This is a genomic window from Priestia megaterium (assembly GCF_041941685.1).
GTDB lineage: Bacteria > Bacillota > Bacilli > Bacillales > Bacillaceae_H > Priestia > Priestia megaterium_C.
This window is the reverse complement of record NZ_CP130958.1, coordinates 2,190,119-2,206,676: the sequence shown is the minus strand read 5'-3', so window position 1 is coordinate 2,206,676 and position 16,558 is coordinate 2,190,119. Positions and strand designations below refer to the sequence as shown.

Genomic DNA, 16,558 nt, shown 5'->3' with positions numbered 1-16,558 from the left:
AAAAATATGCGTTTTTAAACAAAAATGATTAAAAATAGCTCTAAGAAGCTTCCTCTTTAAGAAATAAAAACGGTTAGCGCACATTTTCCTATAACGCTTTCTATTTTTCAGAATATATGGTAAGTTAAACATAGATTAATAGGAAGTCCACTAGGGGTGCCCACCGGCTGAGACAAGTTTTCTTGATCCCTTTGAACCTGATCTGGCTCATACCAGCGTAGGAAAGTGGCAATGTTCAGTTTTTTACTGTTCTTTGCCACTCCGTTTATAAACGGAGTGTTTTTTATTTCCTTTATGTGCTTGTTTGTGACTTCCTCATAATTAAAGGAGGATTTTGATGTCATTTTCATCTCAATTAAGACAAGAAGCAAACTATATTTACGAAGCCATTTTTAACCATCCTTTTATTAAAGGAATTGCTGAAGGAAACGTGCCAAAAGAAGCGCTTATTCATTACGTTTCTCAAGATTACGAATACTTAACAGCATTTGTTCGCATTTACGGCGCTGCTTTAACGAAATGCCGCACGCGTACCGAAATGGAGGCCTTTAATGCCGGCATTTCTACGGTATTACATAGTGAAGTACACCCTCACAATAATTTTTGTGAAGTAGCCGGCGTACGTTATGAAGACCTTCACACTGAGGCGCTTTCACCGACGGCCAGCCACTACATTAACCATATGACAAGTGTTGCGCATACAGGCAGCTTAGCGGAAATTATTGCAGTACTTCTTCCATGTCCATGGACGTACGTTGAAATTGGCCAGCGCATTACAGAACAAGTAAATCCATCTCCTTCTCATCCTTTTTATGAATGGATTCAGTTTTATAATAATGAAGAAATGAATGGCACAACACAATGGTTTTGTAACAAGCTTGATGAACTCGCCGAACAAGCGACTGAAGAAGAACGTAACCGTATGAAAGATCACTTCATCAAAAGCTGTGAACTCGAGTATTTATTTTGGGAAATGGCATATACCCAAGAAAAATGGCCGCTTTCTCAGCTTTCCCTTTCAAAATAACGAAAAAGCCTCCTATCAGGAGGCTCTTTTATTTCAATAATTTTTTGATCATTTTCAAGTTTTGTTTTTCCGAAGGATAGCGGAATGACAAATCAAACTTGGTTGTTTGAGACAGCATGCTTTTAAAATGAGTAAATGTCTGAAAGCTGTCTTTTCCATGATATTGACCCGTGCCGCTTTCTCCCACTCCGCCAAACGGCAAATATGGCGTAGCGATATGCATAAGCGTATCGTTTATACAGCCTCCTCCAAATGAAAGACGCTCCGTTATGATGTTTTGCACATCTTCACTTTCTGTAAATAAGTAAAGAGCTAACGGCTTAGCTTTTTCTTGAACTTTATGAATGACTTCGTCTAGTGTTTCATATTCAATCATAGGAAGAATAGGCCCAAAGATTTCTTCTTGCATGACATCTGATGTCCAGCTTACTTCACTTAACACCGTAGGTTCTATTGTTAGCGTGTTTTTATTGTACCCGCCTCCAACTATAGCATTTCCGTCTTTTAAAAACTCAACTAGCCGAGTAAAATGGCGCTCACTGACAATACGGCCGTAGCGGTCGCTTTCAAGCGGATTACTACCGTAAAATTGAGAAATCGCTTCGGAAAGTTTCTCTACCAGCTGCGCTTTCACTTTTTTATGGACGAGCAAATAATCAGGAGCAACGCACGTTTGCCCTGCATTCATTCCTTTGCCAAACATAATTCGTTTTGCTGCAAGATCTAGATTTGCATCTTCATGTACAATGCACGGACTTTTCCCGCCTAGCTCAAGCGTGACTGGAATAAGCTGCTTCCCTGCTTCTTGCATAATAATTTTCCCTACATTTACACTTCCCGTAAAGAAAATATAATCAAGCGGCTGTTTTAAAAGCAGGCTTGTTGTGTCTACAGCGCCTTCAATCACCGTCACAAATGCTGGATCAAAAGCCTCAGCTAGTAATTCTTGTATAACGCGAGATACGCTAGGCGTTAATTCAGAAGGTTTTATAATCGCCGTGTTTCCAGCGGCAATCGCTCCTACTAAAGGAGACAGTGCTAATTGAAATGGATAGTTCCACGGAGCAATAATTAACGCGACTCCATACGGTTCAGGAACAGTTTTCCCTTTAGATCCCAGGTGTGTTAAAGCGGTTTTTACTTTTTTAGGCTTCATCCATTTTGCTAAATGTTTAAGCGTAAATCGAATTTCCTCTAGTAAAATCCCAATTTCCGACGTGTAGGCCTCTACTTCAGATTTATTTAAATCTTGTTTTAAAGCATCCATAATTCTCTGCTCGTTTTGTTTGACTGCGTCTCTTAGCTTATTCAGCGCTTGAATACGGCTGTTGATACTCTTTGTCTTTTGCACATGGAAATACTGCTTTTGTGTAGAGACAATATGTTCAATGACCGTTTCATCTGTGATATAGAATCGCTCGTGGTTCATCTCATTCATCTCCCTATAAACATTCGGCTTCAACTGTAGCAAGCAATCTTTTTAATAGCTCAACTGCCTCACTTAAAGCTAGTGAATAATATCTCTGCGTCCCTTTTTGCTCAATTTGCACAAGCTTTTGATCGCGTAAAATTTTTAAATGATGAGAAATTGCCGGTCGTGATAGAGTAGACTCGTTTGCAATTTCATTAACGGTTAAAGGCTCTTTTTCGGCGAGCAGCAAAATAATATCTTGTCTTGCTGAATCACTTAGAGCCTGAAAAATAGGAATGCTGGCACGAAATAACTCGACTGCTTTTTCACTCATATAGATTCTCCTTTATTTAATTTCTTGTGTTCTTCGGACAACGGATGTAAGCCACTTTCTTGGCACGAAGCGCGGGATGAACGTAGCAAGACGAAACTGTACTCCTGGTACGATAACCGTCTGCCCTTTCATAAATTTTTTATAGCCAACTTTCGTTACTGTTTCTACATCCATTGCACCGCTTTGAAAAAGCTTGGAGTTGCTTAGCTGGGCTCGGTCGCTAAAACCAGTTTTAGTTGTACCCGGGCATAGAGCACTTACCGTTACATTGGTACCTCTTAATTCATTTTCAAGAGCCTCTGTGAAAGATAACACGTACGCTTTCGTTGCGTAATATACCGTCATAAGTGGACCTGGCATAAATGCAGCAACAGATGCAATGTTTAAAATTTTTCCGCGATTTCTTTTGACCATATCCGGTAAAAATAATTTTGTTAAATGAGTTAATGCTCGAATATTTAAATCAATCATGTTTAACTCTTCCTCTAAAGCTGTTTCAATAAATTTGCCGTATAGTCCAAAACCAGCATTGTTCACTAAATAATCAACGTGCATTTTTTTATTTTTAAGTTCTTCATATAATGACTGTATCTCTTCTTCTCTTGATAAATCCTTAAAAACCGTTACTACGTCAATATTATAAGTAGATTTTAAATTCTCTCCAATAGCTGTTAGTTTATCAGCGCTTCTGGCAACTAAAATTACAGGATGCCCATCCTTTGCGAATTGCTAAGCTAACTCTTTACCTATTCCTCCCGACGCACCGGTGATGAGCGCATAATGCTGTGACATAGTGTTCACTCCTTATGTTTATATGTTCAAGAACTTAAACATTTAAACTTATCTTATAGGATTCATTTTTTCCCGTCAACTGTTTTCTATACTCTCCTTTTCTTTTGTGTTTTCCATTTTTTCCATTTGCGCATTCTGTACATTTTTTTACAAAATATGCGTTTTCTTTACATAGAAGGCTAATGTCGTCTAGTTTTGACAACCTTTGTCACCTAGCAGGAAAACAAGTGAAGATATGGTGAATACAACATACAACAAATAATCCATTACATAGTTGGATGAAAATAGATAAGGGAGGAAATGAAAAATGATGGAGACATATACAATTAAAAAAGTAAGTGATCAATTAGAGGTAGAAAAGAAAACGCTAAAACAATGGGAAAAATTATTGGGCAGCTATTTAACAATTGAACGAGTAGATGGGGCCCGTGTCTATACAGAGGAACAAATTGAATTATTTAATGATATTAAACAGCTGTTTGATGAACAATGTACGTTAGATGAAGTCAAAGAATACGTTCAGCTGCTGATAAAGGAACAAGAAGAACAGGAGCATTTAGTGATGGAATCAGAGGCAGCGGTTTCAAAAGAAGAAGAACCGGCACAGCTGAAAACTGCTAAAAAAGAAAACGTCATTGATTTTCAAGAACATTCCAATAAACAAATGAAGCACGAAAAGAAAAAAACTGCTGAAAAGCAGGAAAGCATTTCAGAAAATAAGCAAGAGAAGACCCCTCCTATACCTGAAGCACGATTAGCTACTGAAGAAGAAAAGCAGGCTATTTCTGCTTCTATTGAAGAGCCAAAACCAAACGACCTTGTTGTGAATGAAAAAGAACTGCTTCAAGGGGAATTAGTAGAAGCTGTTCGCCGCTATGAAGATGTGTTTGAGGTACTTGATACATTTAAAGCTGATTTGTTAAAAGAAATGCGAGAAGGTATGCGAAATGAAGTTCGCGAAGAAATTGTCGGAGAAGTAAAAAGAGAGCTTGAAAAAAGTGCTACCCAAACTGTAGAAATGGTGGAGTCGGTCGGGGCATACATCTCTGAGTCTTCAGAACGCAGCGCAAGAGATGTAGAAAATATGTCTAAAAAAATTATCCGTTCTAACGAAAAATCGTTTGATGAAGTCACTTCTTTGATTGAAGATTATTCAACAATCGCTGAAGAGAAAACCGAGGATATGCGCCTGTTCATGAAAGATGTCATGGAGAATGCGGATGAATCCTCTAAAGAAATGCAGTATTTATTAGACCGATTCTCAAGCAACTCCACCGTTGCGATGAATCAAGTAAAATTTATGGTTGAAAAATTAAACAATTCTTCAACTAATACAACAGAAGAGCTTCGTGATTTAATTGATTCAATGAATGAGGAACGAGTCTATTATTTAAAAGAAATGGAGAAAGAACGTAAGCTTCATCGTCAAAGCGTAGCTGAACGCGAAGAGATGTTTAGTGATTTTGTCCAAACCTTTAGACAAACCGCCGCTGCTGATATGAAGCGAAAACGGAAGTGGTGGAAGCTGTTTCTCTCCTGAAAACACCGGCCCTATGGTAATGGGGCCGGTGTTTTTAATGGTATGAACAATAGTAGTTTGTATGTAAGCAATGTTAAGGTAACGTATGGCGGTGAGACGTTATACTTTGAAACACATGATAGCCGCTTACCGATACGCCTATAGTTCCTGCTCCCGGAAACACTGTATCTCCGCATAACCACAGTCCTTGTAAGCCAGATCGATGCGAAATACTGTTAAACAAGGCATGCTCTAACGTTTGCGGAAATCCTCCCACTCCGCCGTTTGGACGAGAAGTAAATCTTTCCCACGCTTTAGGAGCCCCTGAAATTTGATGCTCTGCTTTTTCAATGCTAGGAATAATTGTTTTAATGCCTGCTATCATTTTTTTCTCAAGAACTTGTTTTTGAAGATCATAGGTTTCTTTGGTACTCCACTCGCTAAGGTCAATGTGAGTAGATGCTGTAATTGTACGCTTGCCTTCAGGCGCACGAAAACGATCGTCAGGATGAGAGACTGAGATAAATAAATGATTTCCTTCCGTCATTTCTCCTCGTTCGGATTGAAGTACTTGCTGAAACAACTCTACCTTTTGCGGCAGATCTCTTTCATCAATCGCAAAATACATCGAAAACGTTCCCCACTGCGGAAGCTCACTTTTTTCTTTTGCGCGCTTATGAACATGTTGGTAATCTTCATCATGCAGCAAAGACTTTAAGCTTTGAACAGGGGCGTTGCATACAACGTCTGATGCACGGTAACGGTTACCTCTATGATCATGCACTATCCACCCGTCATTATCACGCTCTATCTTTACTACTTTCCTTCCTAGAGTCGTTTTTCCTCCGTTGACTTTAATCGATTTTTGCAGCGCTTCTGCGACTTTGTATAAGCCGCCATTCACATAAAAAGCTCCTTCGTGATAAATATCCAACGCTAAACATCCAATAAGCATTGAACAGTTCTCACTCGTTGTCTGCATGCTGTCTATTAATTGACCATCAACAAAATGAAGAAAGTCCGCTTCGTCTAGCAAGCTGTGTTTTTTCAGTAAATAACTAAACGATTGATAAAAATAAGGCAACAGCTTCACAGAACCAAAATTCAACGAACTTACCAGCCTGCTCCACTCACCGACTGTCAGAGGAGGAAGGACCGGCAGAGACTGCATAAGCTTGCGAATTTCTTTTGCAATTCTAAAAACATTCTCATAAAAGCTCCTAATATTTTTTGCTTTATGAGGAAATTGTTTTTGAAGATAGGAAATATGCTGATACCGGTCTTGATAATAAATCAGTGTACGATGAGGAAGATGAACTTTCATGATTTTCTCAAGAGAAACCTTTTCAATTTCTAGGCCAAGGTACATGCCGATTCGCTCATGTATCCCTCCGTGCTCAAATCCCATTCCAAGCGTCGCTCCAACAGGAAACGTATACAAATGGCGCTGAAATTTCCCTGCACAGCCTCCCCATTCTCGAGAAGCTTCTAAAACCGTCACTTCATAGTCATGTTTAGCTAAAAGCGCTCCCGCTGTTAACCCACCTATTACGACAACTTGCTTATGCATGTTTTCACCTTCTTTAGCTCTTTCTTCTATTGTGCAAAAAAAGAAGCTCACCGCAATTTAGAAGCGGCTCGTTACTGAAATAAAAAAGCCGTGAATGATTTCACAGCTTTTTGGCTTATTTTGTAATCACTCCACAAACAATCCGATCTCCTGAGTTTCCTGAAGGATCCGTTGTGTAATCGTCGACTTTATCATGTATCACTAATGCCGATCCATCCATATCCAAAAGAGAATTCGGCTTTCCTTCTTGCAGCGTGACAAGAGAAGCAAAAATTCCTGTGTCTACTTTGCCATTTGGAGCAACTTCTAGATTGGGCAAATCACCTGCATGCGGGCCTTTTGTATTTTTAAAGCCGTGTTCACGTTTAAAAGGATTAAAATGGGCACCCGCTGTTTTAAAATCCGGCACCTCACATTTTCCTATTTCATGAATATGAAATCCATGTCTTCCCGGTGAAAGACCTTGAGCAGTTAATTTAATGTGCACGCCGTTCTTTGCTTCTGACAGGGTAGCCTCTCCTACTTTTTTGCCCGATGTATTCGTTAAATCCACTTTAACAGGTTCTACCGATACTTCGCTTGTTTCTTTCGCTTCCTCTGTTTTCAGGTGGTTTTCATGAGCGTTATTTTGCTCTTTTACCATGCTGCATGCTCCTAACAATAACAGAACAAAGACTACGCATCCGTTCATTATCAACTTTTGCATCCGTGATTCCTCCTTTTTCTTATTTATCACCATCCTTTCACTATTTTCCTTTTTTTAGACATCAAAAATAAGATTGAGACATACGTTCACCTTACCAATGAAAAAATCCGAACGAGTTGGATTCTTAATGAAGAACCTCGATTCATCGTTCGGATTTCCCTTCAACTAAAATACTTTACTTTAACGTCTTACTTTTGTTTAAAGTTGTATTCTTTTTCCGTTCCGTTTGAAAAACGAACTTCTAATTCAAACGACTGAAAATCTTTTTTTAGACCAAACGCATCGATTACTTCCTTTTTTACATCTTCATCGGGCGTGCGCTGATCAAAATTTAACTTTTTAAATTTTGAAGATAATTTATTAAAAGCTTTGTCTCCGTTCAAGTGCTCATCGTTAATATTATCATCCACTTTGGCTTCTATCTCATCATTTTCATTTTCATAGTCAGCTTCATAATCATTGTTGAGCCCCTTATAGTCTACTTCTAAATCAAATTTTGAAAAGTTAAAAGATGTGTTTTCGCTTTGATTATCATAGCTCATCGGCGTTCCGCCATTCGTCACGCCTTGTTTATTTTGAGCTTCTTTTGCCGGTGCTGCATCATCATTGTGGCATGCTGAAAGTACGCTAATACCTATAAGGGAAAAGAATATGAAAAAGGGTCGTTTCTTCACTGTATTTCCTCCTTTGACTTCACTCTTCCTTCCCTTTATGTCCACAAATTTGATTTTTATACGCCTTCACTAGAAAACCCCACTCTCTAAAAAGAAAGCGGGGTTTTTCGTCTTGTTTATTTTACATTCGAATAAGAAATACTGTACATGCTGTTAAAATACGTATTGTAAAGAGCTTGAACAGCACGGTCTAAAGCATCTGCTTTCACACCAAACATCATGCTCACCTCAGAAGAACCTTGGTTGATCATTTCAAGATTCACTTCAGCACGAGCAAAAGCTTCTGTAGCTTTTGCAGCAATTCCTACTGTGCTATTCATTCCTTCTCCTACTACCATAACCATAGCAAGATCACGTTCAATAAAGATTTCATCCACTTCAAGTTCTTTTTCAATTCGAGCAAATACACGCTTTTCCACATCTGGCGTAAGCTGATGCTCGCGCATGATGACAGAGATATTATCAATTCCTGAAGGGGTATGTTCGTATGAAATACCTTCATCCTCTAAAATTTCAAGCAATCTTCTGCCAAAACCAATTTCACGGTTTAATAAGTATTTGCTCACGTGGATGTTGCAAAAACCTTTATCCCCAGCGATTCCAACTACCGGCGTATCGCCGTGAGGACGCTCAGCTACAATGAATGTACCCTTTGCTTCAGGATTATTTGTATTCTTTACACATACAGGAATGCCTAGTTTATAAACCGGCTCTAGCGCTTCATCATGGAAGACAGAAAAACCTGCATAGGATAGTTCACGCATTTCTCTGTATGTTACTTCTTTCATTTCATGAGGCTTTTCCACAAGTCTTGGATCTACGCTATAAATAGCATCTACGTCGGTAAAGTTTTCATACAAATCAGCTTTTACTCCCGCTGCTACAATTGAGCCTGTGATATCTGACCCACCGCGCGAGAACGTAACCATGTTCCCTTCTTCAGAGTAGCCAAAGAATCCTGGAATCACCAAAATGCCCGAACGCTCTCTTAGCTGCGGTAATTTTTCATAAGACAGTGGAAGCACTCTTGCTCTTCCGGGTTCATCAGAAACAAAAATACCTGCTTCTTTTGGATTTACATAATGAGCTTCAAAACCTAAATGGTTTAAATAAGAAGCCATTACCTTTGCGTTATTATCTTCTCCACTTGCTTTTAGGCAGTCTAATAAGCGAAATGGATCGTTTTTATGTAAATCAATAAGTGATTGTAAATTCGTAATAATGTCAGTAATAATCGTTTCTGGCATAGACAAGTCCACAACGATTTCACGATAGCGATCAATTACTTGCCCAAACTCATCGACGTAATCTTCTCCAAGCTGTATTTTGGCAGAAAGTGCGATTAGCAAATCTGTCATTTTTGTATCTTCTCCGTATCGCTTGCCCGGAGCTGATACAACCACCAGCTTTCTCTCTTTATCAGACGTTACAATATGCGCAACCTGTTTAAATTTCTCTGCGCTTGCAACTGAACTCCCTCCAAACTTCGCAACCTTCATGTTTGAGACACTTCCTTACTTTGTTTTTAATATTCGATTATTGTACCATATTTTATCAAGTAGAAAAGCTTATCTATCTAACTTTTCTAAAAATTAAAGGAATACTACCGTAATTGTACTCTCATAAAGAACAAATGTCTACCACAAAAATACAAAAAGACTGATTTTACATCATGTAAAATCAGTCTTTATTTGTTATTCTGCTTTTGGCTTTTTTAATACACCTACAAGGACCGCTGTCACAATTGCACCAATTAAAATTGCTAGTGCATATAAAAGAGGATTTCCTTGTACAATTCCGATAACGAATACGCCGCCGTGTGGTGCTGGTAAACCGATGTGGAACATCATTGTTAAAGCACCTGCTACTGCAGCACCGATAACCGATGCGGGAATAACACGGCCTGGGTCAGCTGCTGCGAATGGAATCGCACCTTCTGTAATAAATGAAAGACCCATTACATAACACGTTTTACCTGTTTCACGTTCTTGGAGAGTAAATTTGTTTTTGAACAAAGTTGTCGCAATAGCCATACCTAATGGTGGAACCATACCGCCTGCCATAATCGCTGCGTGTGGTGCATAGTTTCCAGCATCAATCATTGCAATACCAAATGTAAAGGCTGCTTTATTAATAGGACCACCCATATCAATCGCCATCATACCGCCTAAGATAATACCTAATAATACTAAGTTACCTGTACCAAATCCACTTAACCAGTGCGTTAATCCTTTGTTAATTGCACTAACTGGCTCATTTACAACATAAAGCATAATCAATCCTGAGATAAAAATCCCAAATAGCGGATAAAGAAGAACTGGCTTAATTCCATCAAGCGCTTGCGGTAAACCGCTGAATAATTTCTTTAACCCCACTACTACATAACCCGCTAAGAAACCAGCGATTAAACCGCCTAAGAAACCGCCTCCGCCAGAAGCTGCTAGAAGACCTGCCACCATACCTGGAGCTAAACCAGGACGATCAGCAATACTCATTGCAATGAACCCTGCTAGTACTGGTACTAGTAAGAAGAATGCATTATCTCCACCAATAGTTTTTAATGCCGCTGCAAATGCATTATACGTTGGATCTTTCGGCTCTGCTGAGTGAATGCCAAACATAAATGAAATGGCAATTAAGATCCCGCCCCCTACAACAAACGGAAGCATTGCGGATACACCGCTCATTAGGTGCTTGTAAAACCCTGTACGCTCTGATCCTTTACTTTCTCCGCCTTCTTTGCTGCCACCGCCGCCGCTGTATACAGGAGCATCTCCTTTTAACGCGCGGTTAATTAATTCTTCAGGCTTGCGAATTCCTTCAGCTACTGGAACTTGAATGACTTTTTTACCTGCAAAACGTTCCATTTCTACTTGCTTGTCCGCTGCAACTATAATAGCGGTAGCGTTTTCAATTTCTTCCTTTGTCAACGCGTTTTTAACCCCGCTGGAACCGTTTGTTTCAACTTTGAGCGTGACATTCATGTCTTTCGCTTTTGCTTTTAAGCTGTCCGCTGCCATATATGTGTGGGCAATTCCCGTTGGACAAGCCGTTACAGCAAGCACTAATTGATCTGAAGCTGTATCTACTTCCTCTTCCGGCGCTTCATTTTCAGTTTCCTTATCATCAATTGCTTTAATGACTTCATCGATTGATGATGCTGTTAGCAACGTTTTTCGGAACGATTCGTCCATTAATAACGTAGACAAACGAGATAGTGTTTCTAAGTGAGCATTATTCGCTCCTTCACTCGCTGCAATCATGAAGAATAAGTGTGCAGGCTGTCCGTCTAATGATTCATAATCGATACCTTCTGTTGAGCGTCCAAATGCAATGGCCGGTGTTTTTACCGAGCTTGTTTTCGCATGCGGAATGGCAATGCCTTCTCCAATTCCGGTTGTACTTTGAGATTCACGATTTAAAATTGCTTCTTTATAGCCAGCTCGGTCGCTTAAGCGACCAGCTTCGTCTAATTTTCCAACTAATTCATCAATAACATCAGCTTTTGACGTGCTTTTTAAATCAAGAATGATTGTATCTTTTTTTAATAATTCAGTAATTCTCATTCTCGTTTCCCCCTACTCTACCTTTGTGATTGACACTTGTTCACGAAGCGTCTTTACATCTTCTGCTGTACATAATTCAAGTGAGAATGCTGTGGCACTTCCTGAAGCTACTCCTGTTTGAAAAGCTTCTAATAAATCCCCTTGTTTTACATAAGAAGCAATAAATCCAGCTACAAGTGAATCTCCAGCTCCAACAGAATTTTTTACCGTTCCTTTAGGGACTGTGGCACTGTAGACACCGCTTTCGTTAATAAGAAGTGCTCCATCACCTGCCATAGACACAACGACGTTTTGCGCTCCTTGTTCCACGAGCTTCTTACCGTATACTAGCGCATCTTCTGCACTGTTTACTTCTGCATCAAACAATTCTGCAAGTTCATGATGATTCGGTTTGATAAAAAACGGCTTGTGGGACACGACGTCTAGCAAAGTTTTTCCACTTGCATCTACTACAACTTTTACTCCGTTCGCTGCTGCTAGTTCAGTTAGCGTTTTATACACAGAACTTGGAAGCGTTTTCGGTATACTCCCCGCTAATACGAAGATATCGCCTTCAGTCATTTGCTTTACTTGAGTCAACAAAGACTGAAGCGCTTCGTCTGTAATAGCAGGTCCTTGACCGTTAATTTCTGTTTCTTTTTCTGTTTTTAACTTTACGTTAATACGGGTGTCTCCCTCAACTCTTGTAAAAGCTGTTTCGATATTCTCCGCTTTTAAGTAGTCTTCGATATAGGTTCCTGTAAAGCCGGCTACAAAACCGAGGGCTTTATTATCAACACCTAATCGCTTTAAAACGCGAGAGACGTTAATGCCTTTTCCTCCTGGAAACTTGGCTTCATTCGTTGTGCGGTTAAGCCCGCCTTCTTCGAATGCTGAAACATGTACTACGTAATCAACGGATGGGTTCAACGTACATGTATAAATCATGATTTCACAACCTTTATGTCTGTTTTGTTTGCATACTGTATAAGTACATCGCTAGGTACGTCATTTGTTATAATTTTTGCTTCATGTAAATCGGCTATTTTCGCAAAGCTTGTTTCAAAAAACTTAGTGGAATCTGATAAAATATAAGATTCCCTAGACAGCTTCATTGCCGTTTGCTTGATCAATGCTTCTTCTGGATCAGGAGTTGTATATCCATATTGATGATGAATCCCATTCGCTCCCATAAAGCACTTATCAAAACGATATTGCTCAAGACTTAAAAGAGCTCCATTGCCAATTAAAGCGCCCGTTTTATGTTTAACAGATCCCCCAATTAAATAGAGGGTGATGCCTTGTTCTAGCATCGGGTTTAAATGCATTAAACCATTTGTCACGACAACTACATCTTTTTGCTTTAAAAAAGGAATCATTTCATACGTTGTAGTTCCTGCATCTAAAAAAATACAGTCACCTTCATTTATAATGGAAGCCGCATACTCTGCAATGTTTCGTTTATCTTGAACATTTTTAGCAGATTTTTCGATAACGCTCAGTTCGATTCGTTTACTGCGAATAAGCGAAGCGCCACCGTGAACACGTTTGAGCATTTGCTCTTCTTCTAGTTGACTTAAGTCTCTTCTAATGGTGGATTCCGAAGCGCCTGTAACTTCGATAAACTCTTGCACTTTTACAAGTTCTTTCTCTTTTAAAAGTTTTAAGATTAGTTGATGTCTCTCCGGCGTTAACATGTTCTAGCTCCTTTTTCAAAAAAGCGTTTTCATTTATTTCATGTACTTACTTTATCACGGTTTACATTCAAAATCAATCATAAAAAATCAAAAACATTCATTTTTTTAATTACAAAATAAAGTTTTTTGAACGAACAATTAGATTTGCATTTGGTTTAATAATAGTTCATACAAAAGGAAATATGCTGGTAATTCAAGAATTTGTCTACTTTTCTCATTATATGTAAAGGTTTTCTTCTACTCAATTAGCTATGACTGTTTTTGACTATTTCTTGACCGATTGAATTTTTCTGACTGAATCAGGCATAGGTTGTCCTGACTTCATAAAAGCCTACACAACAAAAAAGTTGTCCACCTTTTTGGACAACTCGAAGTGACCCATCATTTAAATAAAAACAGAAACATATATAATATGGAAGCAAGGGCAGAAGAAATAGCTAAACTTGAGATAAAACGAACAAGTCTTTTCTTAATGAACTGCGTTAATTCGATTTCTCTTACTTGAGTTTTTTCATTTTGCATACAATAATCCCTTCTTTAATTAAAATTTCCTAGTAGCTAGAAGTTACTACTCGCAGAATATGCTTTTATGTATTGTATGCATGCGTTAAAAAAAAGATACAAAACGAACAAAAAAGCTACTCTTAGCTAGAGTAGCTTTCATCTTTCCATACATCTGCTTCAATTACTGCATCCGCTCGAATCGAATATGTATAACAAGGGCCTGTAACCATCAGCGTATTCGACTGCAGCGAGACTTTATCGATCGTCACTCGTTCATACATTTGAATATGTCCTGCTTCATAGACGTGAAGCGTTACTGGATGATGCTCCGAGTAACTGTTCATAATGACATTTTCAATATGCTCAATCTTTTCTTTTTTCAACCCTAAAGACTGCTTATGCGCCTCGGGACTATACATTTTCTTCATTTTCTCTAAATGCTCGGGCATTACTAACTTCGCATACTGTTTTAATTCATCTTGATACACGTTCATTCTCCCCCTTGACTCTTGCTTCTATTTTACCGAACGAACATTCTCATTGCAAAACTTTTTAATCAAAATAAAAGCAAACAATTCATTTTTTCATACTCCATAAAAACTGTCAAAAGATTTTATGTTAATAGCAGAAACTGATTTTAAAAAAATAATAACATCCCATCTTTAATTCGGTCTCTAGAGTTGGTATAATACATTGTCATGACTGTGTTTTCGGAGTTTTTGATGATTGGAGGTAACGTTCATGATTAATAAAATAAAAGAAATTATCCTCATTATTCTAGGGAGCCTCATTTTCGCACTGGCCATTAATTACTTTGCTATTCCAAATGAATTAGCAGAAGGCGGCGTAACTGGTGTAACAATGATTACCTATTATGTATTAGGCTGGTCTCCGGGTATCACAAACTTTATATTAAACGGGTTGCTGGTACTGATCGGGTACAAATTGCTTCATAAACGTGTGATTGCTTACACAATTATATGTATCATTTTCACGTCTCTATTCCTACATATAACCGAAGGACTGGGAAATCCTCTTGACGATACGCTACTAGGGGCTATTTTTGCTGGTATTTTAGCTGGTGTAGGACTCGGCCTTGTGTTTAGAGGCGGCGGAACTTCCGGAGGCTCTGCAGTTATTGCCCGCTTAGCTAATCAATATCTAGACTGGAATATTAGCAAAACGATGCTGGCAATTGATTTATTAGTTGTAGCAAGCGCTTATTTTGTCATCGGTGGAGAAAAAGACGATGTATACGGTTATTTCTCTTTACATCGGAACGAAGGTGCTTGATTATATCATTGAAGGACTCAACCCTCGCAAAGCAATCACTATTATTTCACACCGTTCAGCTGAAGTAGCCGAACAAGTCAATAAAACGATGCAGCGCGGCGTCACTGTCTTTTCTGCTCATGGAAGCTATACAAAAGAAGCAAAAGACGTATTGTACGTAGTTGTGAACAAACAAGAACTGCTAGAATTAAAGCGCATTATTCATAAAGTCGACGAACAAGCTTTTGTGGTCGTACACGACGTGCGCGACGTCTTTGGAGTAGGTTTTACCATTCCAAAAGCCAGTTGAAAACCCGCTGTAAAAAAGCGGGTTTTTTCTATTATATATGTTTGCGCTGAAAATACAGTAAACCTGCTGTTATAAAAAGAAAAAACTTTCTTATAACGACAATAAAAAGCTCTGTAATGAAAAAGAAAAAAGCTAAAAGGCAATGCCTTTTAGCTTTTTTCTTTACACGTCCATTTAATTAACAAGCCGCAGTGCGTTAATCCTCCCCCAAACCCATAGAGAATAAGGAGGTCATTATCCTGTACTTTTCCTGTCATTATTCCTTCGTTTAAAGCAAGCGGAATAGAAGCTGAAGATGTATTTCCGCAGTATTGCACACTCGTTAACGTTTTATCCATTGAAACACCTGTTTTAGCACAAATAGCTTCAATCATTCGAAGGTTTGCACTATGCGGAATAAACCAATTTACATCAGAAAGAGAAATGGAAGTATTTTTTAATAATGCCTCTACTCCTTTTGGAATCGTTCGGACAGCAAAGCGGTATACTTCACGCCCGTTTTGAACTAAATTCCCGCTCGAGTTAATTTCTTTTCCTGAAAGAGTATTAGATAAGTTAGAACGATATAAATTTACCCCTCCGCTTCCGTCCGTTCCGTAGTGACATCCTAAGAAACTTGGATTATGCTCATCGTACTCTACAAGCATAGCTCCCGCTCCGTCACCAAACAGCACGCATGTGGCCCGGTCCGTATAATCTGTAATTTTCGACATGACTTCAGCACCAATAACTAAAATCTTTTTATGCAATCCCGACGTCACTAAGCCGTTCGCCACATGAAGTCCATATGTAAAACCGGCGCATGCGGCACTTAGATCAAATGCAGCAGCTTGATCAATATGAAAGTAATCCTGAACCTGACATGCTACGCTAGGAAAAAAGTGATCAGGCGTTGTTGTCGAAACAATAATTGCATCTACATCTTCTATTTTTACATCATATCTGTTAAGCAAATTTTCAACGGCTTGATTGGCAAGCGTGGACGTGTATTCGCCTTCTCCTGCAATTCGTCGTTCTTTCATTCCCGTACGCTGTACAATCCATTCGTCACTTGTATCAACCAGTTCTTTTAAATGGTCGTTCGTTAATTTTTGCTTTGGTGTATATATCCCCATTCCCGTAATTCTAGCTTTTGACTGTATCATTTCTCCACCTCAAATCAGTTGATACTTAATTATAACACCTACCTTTAATATC

At 38.9% G+C, this 16,558-nt stretch carries 13 protein-coding genes, 2 pseudogenes and 1 riboswitch; of the genes and pseudogenes, 3 read left to right on the top strand and 12 right to left on the bottom strand.

Annotation, left to right across the window (positions count from 1 at the left end; translation table 11 throughout):
- The first annotated feature begins 142 nt into the window (after window positions 1-142).
- Window positions 143-241: riboswitch (TPP riboswitch) on the top strand.
- Window positions 242-337: 96 nt separating this feature from the next.
- Window positions 338-1,027 (top strand): thiaminase II, encoded by a 690-nt coding sequence (gene tenA / locus Q5794_RS11330; protein ID WP_192997312.1) that lies wholly within the window; start codon window positions 338-340, stop codon window positions 1,025-1,027.
- Between the two features lie 28 nt (window positions 1,028-1,055).
- Here the strand turns inward: tenA and Q5794_RS11325 are convergent, their stop codons facing one another.
- From Q5794_RS11325 to Q5794_RS11315, 3 genes and pseudogenes are all read right to left on the bottom strand, one after another.
- Window positions 1,056-2,456: an aldehyde dehydrogenase gene (locus Q5794_RS11325; RefSeq protein ID WP_374989104.1), complete on the bottom strand. Its 1,401-nt coding sequence runs from the start codon at window positions 2,454-2,456 to the stop codon at window positions 1,056-1,058.
- 13 nt (window positions 2,457-2,469) lie between these two features.
- On the bottom strand, window positions 2,470-2,772 hold the full coding sequence (locus Q5794_RS11320; protein ID WP_192997310.1) for a helix-turn-helix transcriptional regulator: 303 nt from the start codon (window positions 2,770-2,772) through the stop codon (window positions 2,470-2,472).
- Window positions 2,773-2,784: 12 nt separating this feature from the next.
- Window positions 2,785-3,564: pseudogene (locus Q5794_RS11315) on the bottom strand (SDR family NAD(P)-dependent oxidoreductase).
- A 307-nt stretch (window positions 3,565-3,871) separates the two neighbouring features.
- Here Q5794_RS11315 and Q5794_RS11310 point away from each other — a divergent pair.
- A complete protein-coding gene (locus Q5794_RS11310) occupies window positions 3,872-5,104 on the top strand; it encodes a helix-turn-helix domain-containing protein (RefSeq protein WP_214987109.1) in 1,233 nt (410 codons plus the stop codon).
- Between the two features lie 73 nt (window positions 5,105-5,177).
- On the opposite strand, the gene Q5794_RS11305 is transcribed toward Q5794_RS11310, so the two are convergent.
- From Q5794_RS11305 to Q5794_RS11270, 8 genes are all read right to left on the bottom strand, one after another.
- Window positions 5,178-6,653, bottom strand: a complete 1,476-nt coding sequence (locus Q5794_RS11305) for an NAD(P)/FAD-dependent oxidoreductase (RefSeq protein ID WP_214987110.1) — start codon at window positions 6,651-6,653, stop codon at window positions 5,178-5,180.
- Between the two features lie 115 nt (window positions 6,654-6,768).
- On the bottom strand, window positions 6,769-7,359 hold the full coding sequence (locus tag Q5794_RS11300) for a superoxide dismutase family protein (RefSeq protein WP_214987111.1): 591 nt from the start codon (window positions 7,357-7,359) through the stop codon (window positions 6,769-6,771).
- A 188-nt stretch (window positions 7,360-7,547) separates the two neighbouring features.
- Window positions 7,548-8,033, bottom strand: coding sequence for a YusW family protein (locus Q5794_RS11295; RefSeq protein ID WP_013056838.1), 486 nt, complete (start codon window positions 8,031-8,033; stop codon window positions 7,548-7,550).
- A gap of 116 nt (window positions 8,034-8,149) precedes the next feature.
- Window positions 8,150-9,532 (bottom strand): aspartate kinase, encoded by a 1,383-nt coding sequence (locus tag Q5794_RS11290; RefSeq protein WP_016763932.1) that lies wholly within the window; start codon window positions 9,530-9,532, stop codon window positions 8,150-8,152.
- Window positions 9,533-9,727: 195 nt separating this feature from the next.
- On the bottom strand, window positions 9,728-11,599 hold the full coding sequence (locus tag Q5794_RS11285) for a PTS fructose transporter subunit IIABC (protein ID WP_214987112.1): 1,872 nt from the start codon (window positions 11,597-11,599) through the stop codon (window positions 9,728-9,730).
- A gap of 12 nt (window positions 11,600-11,611) precedes the next feature.
- Window positions 11,612-12,526: a 1-phosphofructokinase gene (pfkB, locus tag Q5794_RS11280; protein ID WP_192997304.1), complete on the bottom strand. Its 915-nt coding sequence runs from the start codon at window positions 12,524-12,526 to the stop codon at window positions 11,612-11,614.
- On the bottom strand, window positions 12,523-13,275 hold the full coding sequence (locus Q5794_RS11275) for a DeoR/GlpR family DNA-binding transcription regulator (protein ID WP_013056834.1): 753 nt from the start codon (window positions 13,273-13,275) through the stop codon (window positions 12,523-12,525). The genes pfkB and Q5794_RS11275 overlap by 4 nt, the downstream gene beginning before the upstream one ends.
- Before the next feature lie 644 nt (window positions 13,276-13,919).
- The gene (locus Q5794_RS11270; RefSeq protein WP_214987113.1) at window positions 13,920-14,273 is read right to left on the bottom strand and encodes a YolD-like family protein; all 354 of its coding nucleotides are present in this window, start codon (window positions 14,271-14,273) and stop codon (window positions 13,920-13,922) included.
- Window positions 14,274-14,520: 247 nt separating this feature from the next.
- Between Q5794_RS11270 and Q5794_RS11265 the strand changes: the two are divergent.
- Window positions 14,521-15,361: pseudogene (locus Q5794_RS11265) on the top strand (YitT family protein).
- A 149-nt stretch (window positions 15,362-15,510) separates the two neighbouring features.
- Here the strand turns inward: Q5794_RS11265 and Q5794_RS11260 are convergent.
- Window positions 15,511-16,506 (bottom strand): ketoacyl-ACP synthase III, encoded by a 996-nt coding sequence (locus Q5794_RS11260; protein ID WP_374989103.1) that lies wholly within the window; start codon window positions 16,504-16,506, stop codon window positions 15,511-15,513.
- Between the last annotated feature and the right edge of the window lie 52 nt (window positions 16,507-16,558).